This is a genomic window from Allosphingosinicella deserti (assembly GCF_003012735.1).
Classification (GTDB): domain Bacteria; phylum Pseudomonadota; class Alphaproteobacteria; order Sphingomonadales; family Sphingomonadaceae; genus Allosphingosinicella; species Allosphingosinicella deserti.
Genome location: NZ_PXYI01000001.1, coordinates 228,582 through 242,533, shown reverse-complemented (window position 1 = coordinate 242,533; position 13,952 = coordinate 228,582). Strand labels below are relative to the sequence as shown.

The 13,952-nt window shown below is 67.3% G+C and carries 15 protein-coding genes and 1 pseudogene; 5 read left to right on the top strand and 11 right to left on the bottom strand.

The window, feature by feature from the left end; genetic code table 11:
- Position 1 precedes the first annotated feature (1 nt).
- From C7I55_RS01185 to C7I55_RS01170, 4 genes are all read right to left on the bottom strand, one after another.
- A complete protein-coding gene (locus C7I55_RS01185) occupies positions 2-760 on the bottom strand; it encodes a peptidylprolyl isomerase (protein ID WP_233222036.1) in 759 nt (252 codons plus the stop codon).
- An 82-nt stretch (positions 761-842) separates the two neighbouring features.
- Positions 843-1,343, bottom strand: a complete 501-nt coding sequence (gene coaD, locus C7I55_RS01180) for a pantetheine-phosphate adenylyltransferase (protein ID WP_106511064.1) — start codon at positions 1,341-1,343, stop codon at positions 843-845.
- Positions 1,344-1,404: 61 nt separating this feature from the next.
- Positions 1,405-2,298, bottom strand: a complete 894-nt coding sequence (locus C7I55_RS01175) for a polyprenyl synthetase family protein (protein WP_106511063.1) — start codon at positions 2,296-2,298, stop codon at positions 1,405-1,407.
- An 11-nt stretch (positions 2,299-2,309) separates the two neighbouring features.
- Complete coding sequence (locus C7I55_RS01170; protein WP_106511062.1) at positions 2,310-2,558, bottom strand: exodeoxyribonuclease VII small subunit; 249 nt, start codon at positions 2,556-2,558, stop codon at positions 2,310-2,312.
- Between the two features lie 151 nt (positions 2,559-2,709).
- Here C7I55_RS01170 and C7I55_RS01165 point away from each other — a divergent pair, with 151 nt between their 5' ends.
- Positions 2,710-3,132 (top strand): hypothetical protein, encoded by a 423-nt coding sequence (locus C7I55_RS01165; protein WP_106511061.1) that lies wholly within the window; start codon positions 2,710-2,712, stop codon positions 3,130-3,132.
- A 99-nt stretch (positions 3,133-3,231) separates the two neighbouring features.
- Here C7I55_RS01165 and C7I55_RS01160 read toward each other — a convergent pair whose 3' ends face one another.
- Complete coding sequence (locus C7I55_RS01160; RefSeq protein WP_233222035.1) at positions 3,232-6,240, bottom strand: glycosyl hydrolase family 28-related protein; 3,009 nt, start codon at positions 6,238-6,240, stop codon at positions 3,232-3,234.
- A 165-nt stretch (positions 6,241-6,405) separates the two neighbouring features.
- Entirely contained in the window at positions 6,406-7,083 is a 678-nt protein-coding gene (locus tag C7I55_RS01155) for a FadR/GntR family transcriptional regulator (protein WP_106511615.1), read from the bottom strand.
- Positions 7,084-7,489: 406 nt separating this feature from the next.
- On the opposite strand from C7I55_RS01155, the gene C7I55_RS01150 reads away from it, so the two are divergent.
- The gene (locus C7I55_RS01150) at positions 7,490-7,750 is read left to right on the top strand and encodes a helix-turn-helix domain-containing protein (protein ID WP_106511059.1); all 261 of its coding nucleotides are present in this window, start codon (positions 7,490-7,492) and stop codon (positions 7,748-7,750) included.
- Positions 7,751-7,807: 57 nt separating this feature from the next.
- Here the strand turns inward: C7I55_RS01150 and C7I55_RS28650 are convergent.
- Positions 7,808-8,170: pseudogene (locus C7I55_RS28650) on the bottom strand (SMP-30/gluconolactonase/LRE family protein); the annotation flags it as partial.
- Positions 8,171-8,245: 75 nt separating this feature from the next.
- Between C7I55_RS28650 and C7I55_RS01140 the strand changes: the two are divergent.
- Complete coding sequence (locus C7I55_RS01140) at positions 8,246-9,124, top strand: alpha/beta hydrolase (protein ID WP_233221974.1); 879 nt, start codon at positions 8,246-8,248, stop codon at positions 9,122-9,124.
- A gap of 15 nt (positions 9,125-9,139) precedes the next feature.
- On the opposite strand, the gene C7I55_RS01135 is transcribed toward C7I55_RS01140, so the two are convergent.
- Entirely contained in the window at positions 9,140-10,234 is a 1,095-nt protein-coding gene (locus C7I55_RS01135; RefSeq protein ID WP_106511056.1) for an MBL fold metallo-hydrolase, read from the bottom strand.
- Positions 10,235-10,253: 19 nt separating this feature from the next.
- Complete coding sequence (locus C7I55_RS01130; protein ID WP_106511055.1) at positions 10,254-10,928, bottom strand: DUF1013 domain-containing protein; 675 nt, start codon at positions 10,926-10,928, stop codon at positions 10,254-10,256.
- 218 nt (positions 10,929-11,146) lie between these two features.
- Between C7I55_RS01130 and C7I55_RS01125 the strand changes: the two genes are divergently transcribed.
- Positions 11,147-11,560 (top strand): hypothetical protein, encoded by a 414-nt coding sequence (locus C7I55_RS01125; protein ID WP_106511054.1) that lies wholly within the window; start codon positions 11,147-11,149, stop codon positions 11,558-11,560.
- Positions 11,561-11,779: 219 nt separating this feature from the next.
- Here the strand turns inward: C7I55_RS01125 and C7I55_RS01120 are convergent, their stop codons facing one another.
- Positions 11,780-12,400: a glutathione S-transferase family protein gene (locus C7I55_RS01120; RefSeq protein WP_106511053.1), complete on the bottom strand. Its 621-nt coding sequence runs from the start codon at positions 12,398-12,400 to the stop codon at positions 11,780-11,782.
- Positions 12,401-12,569: 169 nt separating this feature from the next.
- Positions 12,570-13,571 (bottom strand): NAD(P)H-quinone oxidoreductase, encoded by a 1,002-nt coding sequence (locus C7I55_RS01115; protein WP_106511614.1) that lies wholly within the window; start codon positions 13,569-13,571, stop codon positions 12,570-12,572.
- Positions 13,572-13,653: 82 nt separating this feature from the next.
- Here C7I55_RS01115 and C7I55_RS01110 point away from each other — a divergent pair, with 82 nt between their 5' ends.
- Positions 13,654-13,851, top strand: a complete 198-nt coding sequence (locus tag C7I55_RS01110) for a DUF1192 domain-containing protein (protein ID WP_106511052.1) — start codon at positions 13,654-13,656, stop codon at positions 13,849-13,851.
- Positions 13,852-13,952: the final 101 nt, after the last annotated feature.

The window sequence follows — 13,952 nt, the reverse complement described above, 5'->3', positions numbered from 1 at the left end:
ATTATTGCTGCCTGGGCGTACCCTGGGGCGACGGCGTGGGCGCTGGCGCAGGTTCAGGCGCCGGCTGCGCTGCGGTCTGCGGCGCCTGGGGCTCGGGAGCGGACGCCGGCGCTGGGGCTGCTGCCCCGTTCGGACCGCCCTGGATCGGCAGCAAGGTCGGTCCCGCCGGCGGCGCGGCCTGGTGGGCGGCCATGACGGCGGCAACCTCGGCAGGAGTCGCCGGGGGGACATTGTCGGCGCCGATCGAGGCCTTGATGATCCGCGACGGGTTCATCGGCGGCTCGCCGCGCTCGATCGCATCGACATAGTTCATCCCCGAGACCACCCGGCCGAAGACGGTGTATTTGTTGTCGAGGCTGAAGCGCGGCGCGAACATGATGAAGAACTGGCTGTTCGCGGTGTCGGGCGCATCGGTGCGGGCCGCCGAGACGGTCCCGCGCACATGCGGCAGCGCGTTGAACTCGGCCTTGAGATCAGGAAGATCGGAGCCGCCGCTGCCATCGCCCTTGGGGTCGCCGCCCTGCGCCATGAAGCCATCGATCACGCGGTGGAACGCGAGTCCGTTATAGAAGCCGCGGCGGACGAGCGTCTTGTAGCGCTCGACATGACCCGGCGCGACATCCGGACGGAGCTGGATCGTGACGCGGCCACCGGTCGACAGATCGAGCACCAGAGTGTTTTCCGGATCGAGCGGCGGCGGCACAAACGGCGTTGCCGCGGGCTGCTGCGCGGACAGCGCGCCCGCAAAGAAAAAGCCCATCAACAGGGCGACAAGTACCTTGATACGCATGAATTCCATATTCCCCGGGTATCTCGCATTGTGCCCCTGGGGGCGGCGAGGATCAAGAGCCTTTGCGGCCGAGCTTCTCGACCCGCGCAGCGACGTCCAGCGCCACGCTCGGAGTCACGAACTTGCCGATGTCCCCACCATAGAGCGCGATCTCCTTAACCAGCCGTGACGCGATCGGCTGCAGCGACACGTCGGCCATCAGGAAGACGGTCTCGATCGCGGCATTGAGCTGCTGGTTCATGCCCGCCATCTGATATTCATATTCGAAATCGGCAACGGCGCGAAGGCCGCGGACGATCATCGAGGCGCCCTGCCGCTCGGCGAAATCCATCAGCAGGGAATCGAACGACACGACCGAGATCACGCCCTGCATGTCGGCCAGTTCGCGGAGCACCATCTCCATTCGCTCCTCGACCGTGAACATCGGCGACTTGGAGGGATTGGTGGTGACTCCGATCACGAGCCGGTCGACGAGCTTGGCGCCGCGGCGGATGATGTCGATATGGCCGAGCGTGATCGGGTCGAACGTACCCGGATAGACGCCAATTCTCATGATACCTCCCCGGAACCGCGCGCCGATCTAGCGCGCTTCGCGGCGCTTGTCGAAGTGCGCGTCAGTGGTCGCGCTCGACCGCAAAGCGCGCGATCGCCCGCAGCAAATCCGCCTCGGCGCCGTAGCTCGCCAGATATTCGATGCCCTGGGCGACCAGCAATTCGGCCTGCTGCCGCGCACGATCGCGGCCGAGCAGGGTGACGAACGTCTCCTTGCCCTGATCCCGATCCTTGCCGACCTTCTTGCCGGTCTTCTCCTCCTCGCCTTCCTCGTCGAGGAGATCGTCGGCGATCTGGAAGGCAAGGCCGACGTCGCGCGCATAGCCGCGCAGCTTGGTGCGGCCCTCGGGCGGAATCCGGCCCATGATCGCGCCGGCCTCGAGACAGAAGCCGATCAGCGCACCGGTCTTCAATTGCTGCAGGCGGGTCACCGCGCTGAGATCGAGCGCGCTCTCGGCCGCAACCATGTCCATCATCTGCCCGCCGGCCATGCCCGACGGACCGGCCGCGCGGGCAAGCTCGCCGATCAGCTCGGACCGCACGAACGGGTCCTCGTGGGTCGCATCGTCGCCGAGGATCTCGAAGGCGAGCGCGTGGAGGCTGTCACCGGCCAGCACTGCGGTCGCCTCGTCATAGGCCTTGTGCAGGGTGGGCTTGCCGCGACGGATGTCGTCATCGTCCATGCACGGCAGATCGTCGTGGATCAGCGAGTAGACGTGGATCGCCTCGACGGCGGCGCCGACCCGCAGCGCCCTCTGACGATCGACATGGAACAGGCCGGCCGAAGCGGTAACCAGCAACGGCCGCAGCCTCTTGCCGGCACCGATCGCCGCGTAGCGCATCGCCTCGAACAATCGCGCCCGCGGATCCGGCGGGACGGCGAGCAAGGCGTCGAACAGGCTGTCGATCTCGGTACGGATGCGCTCGAACGCCGGATCGAGAATTGTGTCGGCCATGGCGCGCGAACTCAGGCGGGATCGAACGGCGCGGTGCCCGAAGGCTGACCCTCGCGGCCGATCTGGATCTTCTCGATCCTGGCCTGCGCGGCCTGTAGCCTGGCCTCGCATTGCTGGCGGAGGCGATCGCCTTCGCCATAGAGCTGGATCGACTCGTCGAGCGACGCGTCGCCGCTCTCCAGCCGGCGGACGATCTCCTCGAGACGCTTCAGCGCGGCTTCGAAGGAGAGCTCGGAAATGGCGTCATTCTGGTCGGACATGACTGAAGCATTGGCGCCGCCCTCTTCTCCGGTCAACCCGGCGCAGGCGCGGCACGCATTCGTGGTGCGCGGTCGGTCCCGTGCGTTTGCCGCCGGCGGCCCGGCGGCTATGAGGAACCGCCGAGCGGGGCGAGATTTCGAGGAGGGCATCATGACGCAGGGCGAGCCGCCAGGTCCACACGCCTCCATGTTGGCGGTTCCCCAGGCGCTCGCGCGCTTCCTCGAGAGCAATGACGAGAGCCTTCTCGATGGATTGTTCTCGGAACACGAGGTCACCATCCTGGAGAATTTCGCGCCGCACCTTTTCCAGGGGCAAGGGGGCCTTGGCGCATGGCGAAGGCTCATGGCCGCGCATGTCGGCAAGATCGACCAGCTCCGGCATCGCTTCGGCGCCGCCCAGGATTATGCCCCCAGCGCCGATCAGGCGTTCTTCACCCTGCCGACCATGTGGACCGGCATTCGCGACGGCGTGCCGTTCATCGAGCATGGCGGATGGTCGTTCCTGCTGGTTCGCGAAGACGGCTGCTGGCGGATACGCGCTTACGGCTGGGCTGTGACCAGCGTTCAGGCCTGACGACGCGGCACCGAAAAAAGGGACCCGTTCCGGAATGGCGTGCATTCGGGAACGGGTCCAAAGGCGGCGCTGAGAGGACTTGCTGCCGCCGAGGCTGAATCAGGGCTCCGCAGCGTAAAGACTGTGATGGGTCAGGATGAACAGGGTGCGCCCGCCGGGTCCGCCGAACAGCAATTGAAGTGGACGCTCGGGCACGTCGATCCGGCCGGCTTCGCTACCGTCGGCGTTGAACACGAAGATCTGCCCGTTGGCGATGTAGACGCGGCCGTCCGATCCGCGCACCACGCTCTCGCCGCCCCGGTTGGCGAAGGGCTTGAGCTCGGTCACCGCGCCGCCCGGTCCGAGCAGACCGCTATAGGTACGGTCCTCCGAACCGTTGCTGACGAATACCCGGTCGCCGACACTGCCGGTGACGAAGCCGTAGGTGTCGAGCGTGTCGGAAAAGCGCCAGCCGAGGAAATTGGTCGGGCCCTGCTGCCAGACGCGGTAGGCGGGCAGAACCAGGCTGCCGTCTGGCGAGACATATTCGCGCGCCTTGGGCACCGCCATGTCGCGCGCGAACATCTCGGCCAGTGTGGTGAACCGGTCCGTCGCCGGATCATATTGATCGCGAAACTCGCCATTGTTCCAGAAGCTCGAAGGCAGTGCGACCCGGCGGCCGCTGCGATCCGAGACCGGCGTCGGCGCGATCGTCTCCACCTTCTCGGGCTTTCCCGGCTCGATGGCATAGACCGTCGCCTCGGGTCGGTCCGAGGACAGGACGAGCAGATTGCCGCTCTTGTCGACGGCGAGGTTGACCGGATCGAGCGGTGCGTCGGCGGCGATCGACAGCCCTTCCGCGGCGGACCAGCCATGGATGCGCTGGAAGTAACGGTCGACGAAGTAGAGCTTGCCGTCGGCGTCGACCGCGCCGCCGCCGGCCGAGTAGAAACCGTCGGCGAGTTTGCGGACCGGGGCGAGCGTCGGCGTTGCCGGCGGTGCCGGCGCGTTGGTGATGTCGAGCACCGCGAACTCGCGTTCGCGCACTTCGAGGCCGCTGGTCATGTCTTGGATGGCATTCTCGTACGGATATTTGCTCGCCCGCAAATAGGTGCCGCAACCGTTCGCGTCACACGTGGCAAACCCGCTCTCCGCGTTGACATGGACGTTGCGGAAGCGAATGTCGGTCGATCCGTAGAGCCGCACCGCGGCGGGCGCCGGCTGGAGCGAGCGGGTGACCCGGTAGCCGTGATAATTGGCGAACAAGATGTTGCGCGAATTGCGCACCTCCAGCGACACGGCGTTGCGGCTTTCGCCGGCTTCCTCCTCGGTCTGCGGCGCCAGGAACTCCCAGTTGCGCACGCCGTCGAGCACGATCTCGGCACGGGCATGATGCTCGGCCGACATTTCGTAGACGAAGCCCGGCGTGCTGGTGTTCGAGACGAACATGCCGGACTGTGCGAAAGTGCTGGGAGTCCACAGATTGTTGAAGGTGCCTCCACCCCCGTCGGTGACCCAAAGGCTGGTATATTGGCCGTCCCAGCGCTTGCGCGGATCGGGGTCGGCTGTGTGGTTGGCATTGTAGGGATCGATGCGGGTGCCGTCGGCGGCGTTGGTGCCGTGGCCGCCGAGGAAGCGCACGTCGTCGACCAGCGACGTTTCGCCGGCCCGCCACAGCAAGGCGGTCGCACGCGGGTTGATGCCGCCGGTGTCGAGGCCGAGCCCCGAGACGATCGCATTGCCGCCACGCGCGCTTTCGAGCAAAGCGCGCGGGCTGCCGATGCCGCGATAGGCAGGGCTGTCGTCGCCGAGCGTGATCCGGGTGAGGCTCGGATGCAGGCCGATCAGGACGCTGTCGGGCCGCAAGGTCAGGCGGTCGCTGACCTGGTAGAATCCGGCCGGGAAATAGAGCACCCGGTGGGTGTCTATCGCGCGCTGGAGCGCGGCAGTGTCGTCGCTGCTGCCGTCGCCCTTGATGCCGAGAGTGCGCACATTGGCCCAGGCGGACATCGCCGGCAATGCGCGGATCGCGGGCCGGCGGCGGGCCGGCAGCGACCGCATGGGCGCCGCGTCCATCCGCGTCTCGAAAAGGCCGGTCTGGCCGAGCGCAGGGACGGTGAGGCCGTAGGTGAATTCCTTGACTCGATAGCGCGCGGACGGGCCCGAAACGGTCTTGCCGCTGTCGCGGAACCGGGCGAAGACCGGCGTGCCGCTGGCAACCGCATTGTCGAACCCGATCTGGGTATAGGCATTGCCTTCGTTGCTGATGATCACGCCGGCCCGGGCGACATTCTCGAACCGGACGTCCTTGCCCCACAGCCAGTCGCCATAGCCTTCGTCGATCTCGATCCCGACGGGGACGTTGCGGAACACGGTGTTGACGAGGGTGAGCCCGGCTTCGTGCTCGCGGATCGCAGCATCGCGCTGGCCGTCGAACTCGGAATCGAGAAGCGTATACTGCCAGGCTGCCGAGGGCTTCTCCGTCAGGATGCCGTAGCGCCCGCCGAAGAAGCGCAGATTCTGGCCGACATTTCCCACCTGGTAGATGCCGGCGAGCGCCGAGCCCAATCGGAAGTCGATGTGGCTGAGAAAGGCATGCTGGGCCGTGTGGAAACGCACCGCCGTGGCCGCCGGATTGCCCTCGCCGATCTCGAAATCAATGTTGGACAGCGCCGAGTAGAAGGTGCCGGAATTGGCGTCGGCGATATTGGGGTTGAACGGCACGCTGGTCGGCGGCGGCACCGGCACCTTGGGTGGCGCGACCACGCCGCCGGGGCCGGGTGCGGCCCCGCCGGGCCGATTGCCGGTGAAGAAGACCATCGAACCGACCCCGCGCTGAAAGCCGGGCGTGTTGGCGCCGAGCAGCACGACCGGCCGGGTCCTGCCAGCGCCGAACACCCGCACGCCGGGCCACACGAACAGGGTCCTGCTGATCCGGTAGCGGCCTGCCGGAAGGAACACGATGCCGCCGCCGCCCTTGGCCTCGGCGGCATCGATCGCCGCCTGGATCGCTGCGCTGTCGTCCGCAACTCCGTCGCCGACGGCCGTGACCGTCACCGCGCGCGGATCAGCGGGAATCGCCGTGAAGCTCGACGGGGTCGCCGCGAGCGCCGGTGCGGCGCCCCCCATCAACAGCAATGCAACGATCAGCCTGGTTGTCACGAAAGTCTCGCCCTCTTCATTGATCACGCCCGACGACGAGAGGCGCATTGCCACCCTCCTCGACCGCTGATTTCGTGGAGTAATCCGTCCGGCGACGGCCAACGACCGCGACCTTGGTCGTAAGCAGCGCCTTCAGGGCATCAGCCGCTTGCGGCCCTGGGACAGATGCCAGCGCATCGCCAGGGCGGCACCGTCCCCGTCCTGCGCCCGGATTGCGTCGACGATCGCATCATGCTCACCCATCATCGCCGCGATCACCTCGGAAGGGCGGGACCGCGAGATCTCGACCCCCGCCTTGAGGATCTTTTCGACTTCGTCGTGAAGATGATCGAAGATCGATACGAAGGCGGTGTTCGCCGTCGCCTCGGCGATCGCGCGGTGCAGCAGCCAATCCTCGTCATGGGCGGGTGCGCTGGACAGCAAGGCGGTGCGCAGCGCCGCGAGATGGTCCTCGATATTCGCCATCTGCTCGCTCGACCGGCGGTGCGCCGCGAGCCGCGCCGCTTCCGCCTCCAGCACGAAGCGCACTTCATAGGTGCCGAGCGTCGCGGCGAGCTCTGCCATCGGCATATGAGCGCCAAGCCGCGCCGACGGGCGGCGCTTGACGTAAGAGCCGGCGCCGCGCCGCGCTTCGGTGATGCCGTCCGATGCCAGCCGCACCAAAGCCTCGCGAACGATGGTGCGCGACATGCCGAACATCTCGGCGAGCCGCGCTTCCGAGGGCAGCCGATCGCCGGCCACGAGATTGTCGTCGTTGATGATCTGGACGATGCCCGTATAGGCGCGGTCCGCGAGACGTCCCTCGTTCATCGGCGGCTTGACGAGCATGACAAAGTCCCGGGCGCGGTCATGGTCGGCCACGGTAACCCGGTGCCGCCGCAAAGGCGAGCCCGTCGGGGAAGGTCGCCGCTCGTCGCCCCGCGGTTCGAGAGGCGCCCCGCGCACAGGAGGCATCCAACCGGCGCATCAGATGTCCAACGCTGTCATTTTGATGTCCCCCGGTTACCGCCCCGCCGGATCGAAGCTGTAGGACAGGTTTATGCCGTTCAGCAACAGAAATGGCTTGATCCCCCCCGTTTGGTGGGATCATAGTGTGGATCTGTCCAACTGATTCTGACCAGAGCGGCGCGGTTCGGACCGATCAAGTTCCGCGGGCGGCATGAGTCCCATGCACCCGCCGGTGCGTTCCGGTTTCGGCCGGTTGAGGGAGGATGGCATGCAAGGGATCATGGAGCCCGCCGCCACTGTGGCCGACACGGCGGCATTCGAGACGCTCACCCCCACTCAGTTGAAGGTGCTGCACGGCGTTCATTCCGGCCTGCTCAACAAGCAGATCGCGTTCGATCTCGGCATCGCCGAGGCAACGGTGAAGGCGCACATGACCGCGTTGATGCGCAAGCTCAATGTCCGCAATCGGACCCAGGTCGCGATCGCCGCCCATGCGCTCGGCGGCCGCGACTTGATGGCTCAGCGTTAAGTCGAGGGTCAAGCGAAGCCCTGACCTGGGGGACGGCGGGCGTGCGCCCGCCTGCCCTCAGGGCACCAGCGCGTAGAGCGAATGATGGGTCAGGATGAACAAGGTCCGCCCATCCGCACCGCCGAACAGCGATTGCAGCGGGCGTTCGGGAACGTCGATCCGCCGGGTGAGCGTACCGTCGGGCGCGTGGACGAAGACCTGGCCATAGGCGATATAGACGTTCCCCGTAGCTTGCCGCGCAACGCTTTCGCCATCGCGCTCGGCGAACACCGTGAGATCGGTCACCCGGCCGCCCTCGCCGATCAGTCCGCGATAGGTCCTGTTCTCCGAGCTGTTGGCGATGAACACCCGTTCGCCCGGCTCGGCAGTGACGAAGCCGTGGCTGTCGAGCGCATCCGACCAGCGCCAGCCCTGATGATCTCGACCAAGGTTGTAATGGCCATTGATGGCAGCCCGCCCGAACAGCATGCGCTGCCCTGAGATAAGGAGAAACTCTTGCCCCACCGAATGCTCCTCCTTGCCGCAGCCTTGCTGCTGTCCGTGCACGCGCCGGTGGCGGCGCAAAGCGCCGAGCCGGTCTCGGTCCCACTCTGGCCGGCCGGCGCTCCGGGCTCGGAAGCCCATCGCGGCGAGCCTGAGCGGATCGAGAACACCTATGTCCACAATGTCCATGCGCCGTCGCTGACCGTCTATCCGGCGGCCCCCGGCCACGCCAATGGCAGCGCGGTGATCGTCGTGCCTGGGGGCGGGCACCATATGCTGGTCTGGATCAACGAGGGCGTCGGCCCGGCCAAGGCCTTGAACCGCTACGGCGTCACGACCTTCGTGCTCAAATATCGCCTGGCTCGCGAGCCTGGCTCGACCTACGCGATCGAGCGTGAGGCCACGGCGGATCTGGCGCGGGCGGTGCGCTGGGTGAGAAGCCACGCGGCCGAGTACGGCATCGATCCCGCAAGGATCGGCGTGATGGGCTTCTCCGCTGGCGGTGAACTGGTGTCGCTGGTCGCCGACAATCCCCTTCCCGCCATGCCCGCCATGGACGCCATCGATCGCGCCAGCGCCCGTCCCGATTTCCAGATCCTGATCTATCCCGGCCCGCTCGGCACCCCGGCCAGGCTTCCCGCGGGTGCGCCGCCGGCCTTCCTTGCCGCAGGCAGCCTCGATGCCTGCTGCACGCCGCCGGTGATGACGCTCTACACGCAGTTGCGGAATGCCGGCGTCTCGGCGGAGCTGCATCTGTTCGCCGACACCGATCACGGCTTCAATCTCGGCACGAAGTCCGAGCGGATCTCGATCCTGCACTGGCCCGACCGATTGGCCGACTGGATGAGCGACGGCGGCTGGTTCCGCTCGCGCACTCCGACAAAGCCCTGAATTCGAAACCGCCGCTCAGGCGGCCCGCCACCAGGAGACGCCGTCTACCGCGTCGCGAACCGCTTTGCCTTCGCGCTCGAGGTGCCGCAGATGCGCCAACGCTTCGCCGGTGGCCATGCCGTAGACCCGGTCCTCGATGCGGCGCGCGAACAGGGTTCCGAAACAATCGACCGCCCGGCGCGGCTCGCCAATGCGGGTGTGAAGGGCGTCGAGGCGGTCACGATGGCCGTATTCGAGCGCATCGAGACGCGCATGGAGGCCGGTGAACGGCTCGCCATGCGAGGGCAGGACGAGCAGATCCCCGGGAAGTCCCCGCATCCTGTCGATCGAGTCCAGCCACTCGCCGAGCGGATCGGCCTCGGGCTCGCTGAGCCCGAGCGAAACATTGGAGGTGATCTTGGGCAGCACCTGGTCGCCGGCGATCAGCAGGCCGCCTTCCTCATCGACCAGGCAGAGATGCTCGGGGCAATGGCCGGACCCGATCACCGCGCGCCAGGTCCGGCTGCCGATGCGGAGCGTGTCGCCGTCCGTCACCCGCACGAAGCCGACCGGCACCGGCGTCACCACCGACGCGAACCGACCCCAGCCTTTGGCGCTTTCCGCCGCGATCCGGTCCGCGTCCCAGCCGGCCGCCCGCCAGAATGCAATCGCCTCGGGCGGGGGCGCATCGCGCACGTCGACCGCGAGCATGCGGGCGTAAAGCCATTCGCCGCGGGTCATCCAAAGCTTCACGCCGAAATGCTCGCACAGCCAGCCGGCGAGGCCGACATGGTCAGGGTGGAAATGGGTGACGATCACCCGCGTCACCGTGCGCCCGTGAAGCGGCCCGGCCAGGAGCGCCTCCCAGGCCGCGCGGCATTCGGGGATGTCGAGCCCGGTGTCGACGAGCGCGACCCCCTCGCCATCGTCGAGGGCCCAGATGTTGATGTGCTTGAGCGATCCGGGCACCGGCAGCCTCGCCCAGCCGATGCCGGGCGCGACCTCGATCAGCGCGCCGGTTTCGGGGGCACGGCGGCCGAACGGATAGGTGAGCTGCTTGTGGGTATAGGGTTCGTCCGGGCCCGCCAGCGAAATGTCTGACGCCGGCGGCTCGGACGAAGCGTCAGCCATGCCCGGGGCCGTGCCGGGATCAGCTCTTGAACGGATCGATGAAGCCGAGCCCGTTATCCTCGGCGGCATGCGCCGCCTCGGCGTCGCGGGCGGCAGCATCGCGCTCGCGGCGAAGCTCGGAGATCAGCGCGGCGCGGTCGCCGTCGAGCGTCAGATCGTGCTGCGGCGGCTCGATGCCGGCCTGCTTGGCGGCCTTGGCGACGAACCCGTCGAGCTCGCGCTGCGAACAGAGGCCGAGCGTCACCGGATCCTTGGGCTGGATGTTGGCGATGTTCCAGTGACTGCGATCGCGGATCGCGGCGATCGTCGTCCGGGTGGTGCCGATCAGCTTGGAGATCGCGCCATCCGAAATCTCCGGATGGTTGCGGATGATCCAGGCGATCCCGTCCGGCTTGTCCTGGCGCTTGGAAACCGGCGTGTAGCGCGGACCCTTGGTGCGGCGAGTCGGATCCGGCTCCTTGTGGATGCGCAGGCGATATTCGGAATTTTCCTGGCCGCGCTCGATTTCGTCGAGGGTGAGCTCGCCGGCACGCACCGGATCGCGGCCGGTCAGCTTGGTGGCGGCGGTGTCGTCGGCGATCGCCTGGACCTCGAGAATGTGCAGCCCGCAGAAATCGGCGATCTGCTCGAAGGTCAAAGAGGTGTTGTCGACCAGCCAGGACGCGGTCGCATGGGGCATGAGCGGCTGGGCCACGGATCGTCTCTCCACAAACAATAAGGGCCGCCCCTTCCCGGAGCGGCCGAACATGCCCGATCATCTAGTCCACCCATGTGGCAAGGGCAAGGAGATTGGATCCTTTTCGCCCGAAATCGAGAGCCCGGGACGCCGCCGCCGCAGACTTGCCGCAATCGGAGCACGAATCTGCCCGGAACCCGGCGGAGGCTGCCAGTAGACATCAGGGGAGACAGTTCATGAAGACCGCGATCATCGCATTCCTGCTCACCGGCCTGTCGGTGGCGGCGACCGGGCGGGCAGCGGCGGCCGAGCTTATCGATGCCGCACCGGCCACGCCGCAGCGCGGAGCCTTTGCCGGTGCCCGGCTGCGGGTGCCGTTCGGCGGACACGAACCCGCCCGCGCGGGCTTGGCGCTTGCCTCGGTCGAGCGTACGCGTGAAACCGGCGCGACGGCACTCGCCACCGGCCTCGAGCTCGGCTTCACCGGCCGCGGCAGACTCGCGCTCGCCGCCGGCGGGCGAACCTTGCGCTTGGACGACAAGCGCAAGGCGGGCGTCTCGACTCTCGGCTGGGTGGCGATCGGCGCCGGTGTTGCGATCATCGCCGGGGGCCTCCTGTTCCTCGACGCGGTGCGCGACTCCAGCGATTGAAGAAGATCCACCCCCTGCCCCTCCACGAAGTCGTGGAGAGGCAGGAAGAAGGCGGCACTTAAGCGGATTGCTGCCGTTCGGTACCCCGGAAGGCGAAGGCGCTATTAGGGGCTGAGCCCGTCACGATTCCCCTTCAGCCCCTGCTGGAGTGGGCAGGGGGTGGCCCTTCTTCTCTCCCGCGCCCGCAGCGCGGGCGTTGGTGGCGGGAAGGAGGCGCCCTTATGCGTCCATCGCCACATATCCCGGAGTCGCGGCGACGCGCGTAAGCCAGGCCTGCACCGCGGGATAGGCGCCGAGGTCGAACCCGCCTCCATCCGCGACATGGGTGTAGGCGTAGAGCGCGATGTCGGCGAGCGTGAGCCGGTCGCCCACGAAGAAGGCATTCGCCGCGAGATGCTCGTCCATCAGTTCCAGCGCCGCCGCCCCGGCGGCGCGTTTGGCCTCGATCTGGCCGCGCTGCGCCTCACTGAGCGCCGCCTCGCCGACGAACGTCAGCCAGAAGCGCAGGGTGGCGACATTGGGCTCGTGACTATATTGTTCGAAGAACATCCAGCGCAGCATGTCCGCCCGGTCGAACCGATCCTCCGGGACCATGGACGATCCGTCGGCGAGATAGAAGCAGGCGGCATTGCTTTCCGGCAGAGAGCGGTCGACGATCTGCAGCACCGGGATGCGGCCGTTGGCGTTCACGTTCGCCAGGAATTCCGGCGTACGTGTCTCGCCTTTGAGGATGTCATATCCGCGCCGCTCGAGCGCGATGCCGAGCAAGGCCGCAGTCAGCCTGATCTTGTAGCAATTTCCGGACTGGGAATATTCGTGGAGGACATAGGCCTCGGTCATCGTGTCGATCCTTCTTGGGCACGAACACGCATCGGCGCTCGCCTCACAAGCGCGCATGCGGGCTCCTGCCCTTGTCTGTTACACGGTCCCCGCCCCCGTGTGGCCCAACATCTCGGCGAAGTCCACCGCCGCCATATGGGCGAGGCCGAGGCCGTGTTGCACGCTCTGCTCAGGCCACGGTCAGCACGATCTTGCCGACATGATCCCCCTCTTCCATCCGCCGGTGCGCGTCGGCGGCCTTGGCGAGCGGAAACAGGCTGTCGATGATCGGCCGAATCTCGCCGCGGTTCAGCAGCGGCCACACCGTGTCGCGAAGCGCCGCCGCGACGGCGGACTTAAAGACGATGTCGCGGGCGCGCAGCGTCGATCCGGTGAGCGTCAGCCGCTTGCGCATGATCGGCCACAGCGGCAGCTGCGCCTCGGCGCCGCGTTGGGCGGCGATCGAGACGTGGCGGCCGTCCTCGGCCATGCAGGCGATGTTGCGGGGCACATAATCGCCGCCGACCATGTCGAGCACCACGTCGACGCCGCGGCCGCCGGTGATCGCCTTCACCTCCGCGACGAAGTCGGCGCTGCGATAGTCGATCGCGTTGGCCGCGCCGATCTCGAGCGCACGCCGGCATTTATCGGCGCTGCCCGCGGTGACGATCACCCGGAGGCCGAGCGCCTTGCCGAGCAGGATCGCGGTGGTGCCGATGCCGCTGGTACCGCCATGAACGAGGATCGTCTCGCCGGCTTTGGCCGCGCCGCGCTGGAAGAGATTGCTCCACACCGTGAAGAAGGTCTCCGGCAGGGCCGCGGCCTCGACGAGCGAGAAGCCGTCGGGCACCGGCAGGCACTGCCCGGCCGGTGCGGCGCAATATTCGGCATAGCCGCCGCCGGAGACAAGCGCGCAGACCTCCGCGCCGAGCAGCGCCGGGTCAGCGCCTTCCCCGACCGCGACGACCTCGCCCGCGACTTCGAGCCCGGGGATGGACGGCGCGCCGGGCGGCGGCGGATAGAAACCCTGCCGCTGGACGATGTCGGGCCGGTTGACGCCGGCGGCGGCGACTCGGATCAGCACCTCGCCCGGCGCCGGCTGCGGCAGCGGCCGGTCGACGGGGACAAGGAACTCGGGCCCGCCGGCTTCGGCGGGATCGATGGCGGTCATGGTCTGGGGAAGCGTGGTCATCGCGCCACGCTCGCGGGGAAAGCAGCGACATGCAAGCGTTGCGCGGTTGACAGTCGCCGATGCGAGGCGGAACCTCGCCGCCATGGATCTCGAAGAGCTCTTCCCGGACAAACCGGGCGACCCGCTGACCCTGCTCGTCAAGCAGGATCTCGACCCTCTCTCGGTGGACGAACTTCACGCCCGCATCGCGGCTCTCGAAGGCGAAATCGCCAGGGTAAGGGCCAAGATCGACGCGGCGGTCAATCATCGCGCCAGCGCCGAAGACCTTTTCAGAAAATGAAACCTTTGGGGGAACATAATGGGGTTCCCTCACCTTTTTCAGGCACCTGCTTGATCGGGCCGGGAGAGACCCAACATCAGGGCAAACGGGCCGTCCGTTCG

Excerpts from the sequence above, each read along its gene's own strand:
- C7I55_RS01185 (WP_233222036.1), bottom strand. The coding sequence starts at position 760 with ATGGGCTTTTTCTTTGCGGGCGCGCTGTCCGCGCAGCAGCCCGCGGCA.
- coaD (WP_106511064.1), bottom strand. The coding sequence starts at position 1,343 with ATGAGAATTGGCGTCTATCCGGGTACGTTCGACCCGATCACGCTCGGC.
- C7I55_RS01175 (WP_106511063.1), bottom strand. The coding sequence starts at position 2,298 with ATGGCCGACACAATTCTCGATCCGGCGTTCGAGCGCATCCGTACCGAG.
- C7I55_RS01170 (WP_106511062.1), bottom strand. The coding sequence starts at position 2,558 with ATGTCCGACCAGAATGACGCCATTTCCGAGCTCTCCTTCGAAGCCGCG.
- C7I55_RS01165 (WP_106511061.1), top strand. The coding sequence starts at position 2,710 with ATGACGCAGGGCGAGCCGCCAGGTCCACACGCCTCCATGTTGGCGGTT.
- C7I55_RS01160 (WP_233222035.1), bottom strand. The coding sequence starts at position 6,240 with ATGGGGGGCGCCGCACCGGCGCTCGCGGCGACCCCGTCGAGCTTCACG.
- C7I55_RS01155 (WP_106511615.1), bottom strand. The coding sequence starts at position 7,083 with ATGAACGAGGGACGTCTCGCGGACCGCGCCTATACGGGCATCGTCCAG.
- C7I55_RS01150 (WP_106511059.1), top strand. The coding sequence starts at position 7,490 with ATGCAAGGGATCATGGAGCCCGCCGCCACTGTGGCCGACACGGCGGCA.
- C7I55_RS01135 (WP_106511056.1), bottom strand. The coding sequence starts at position 10,234 with ATGGCTGACGCTTCGTCCGAGCCGCCGGCGTCAGACATTTCGCTGGCG.
- C7I55_RS01125 (WP_106511054.1), top strand. The coding sequence starts at position 11,147 with ATGAAGACCGCGATCATCGCATTCCTGCTCACCGGCCTGTCGGTGGCG.
- C7I55_RS01120 (WP_106511053.1), bottom strand. The coding sequence starts at position 12,400 with ATGACCGAGGCCTATGTCCTCCACGAATATTCCCAGTCCGGAAATTGC.
- C7I55_RS01115 (WP_106511614.1), bottom strand. The coding sequence starts at position 13,571 with ATGACCACGCTTCCCCAGACCATGACCGCCATCGATCCCGCCGAAGCC.
- C7I55_RS01110 (WP_106511052.1), top strand. The coding sequence starts at position 13,654 with ATGGATCTCGAAGAGCTCTTCCCGGACAAACCGGGCGACCCGCTGACC.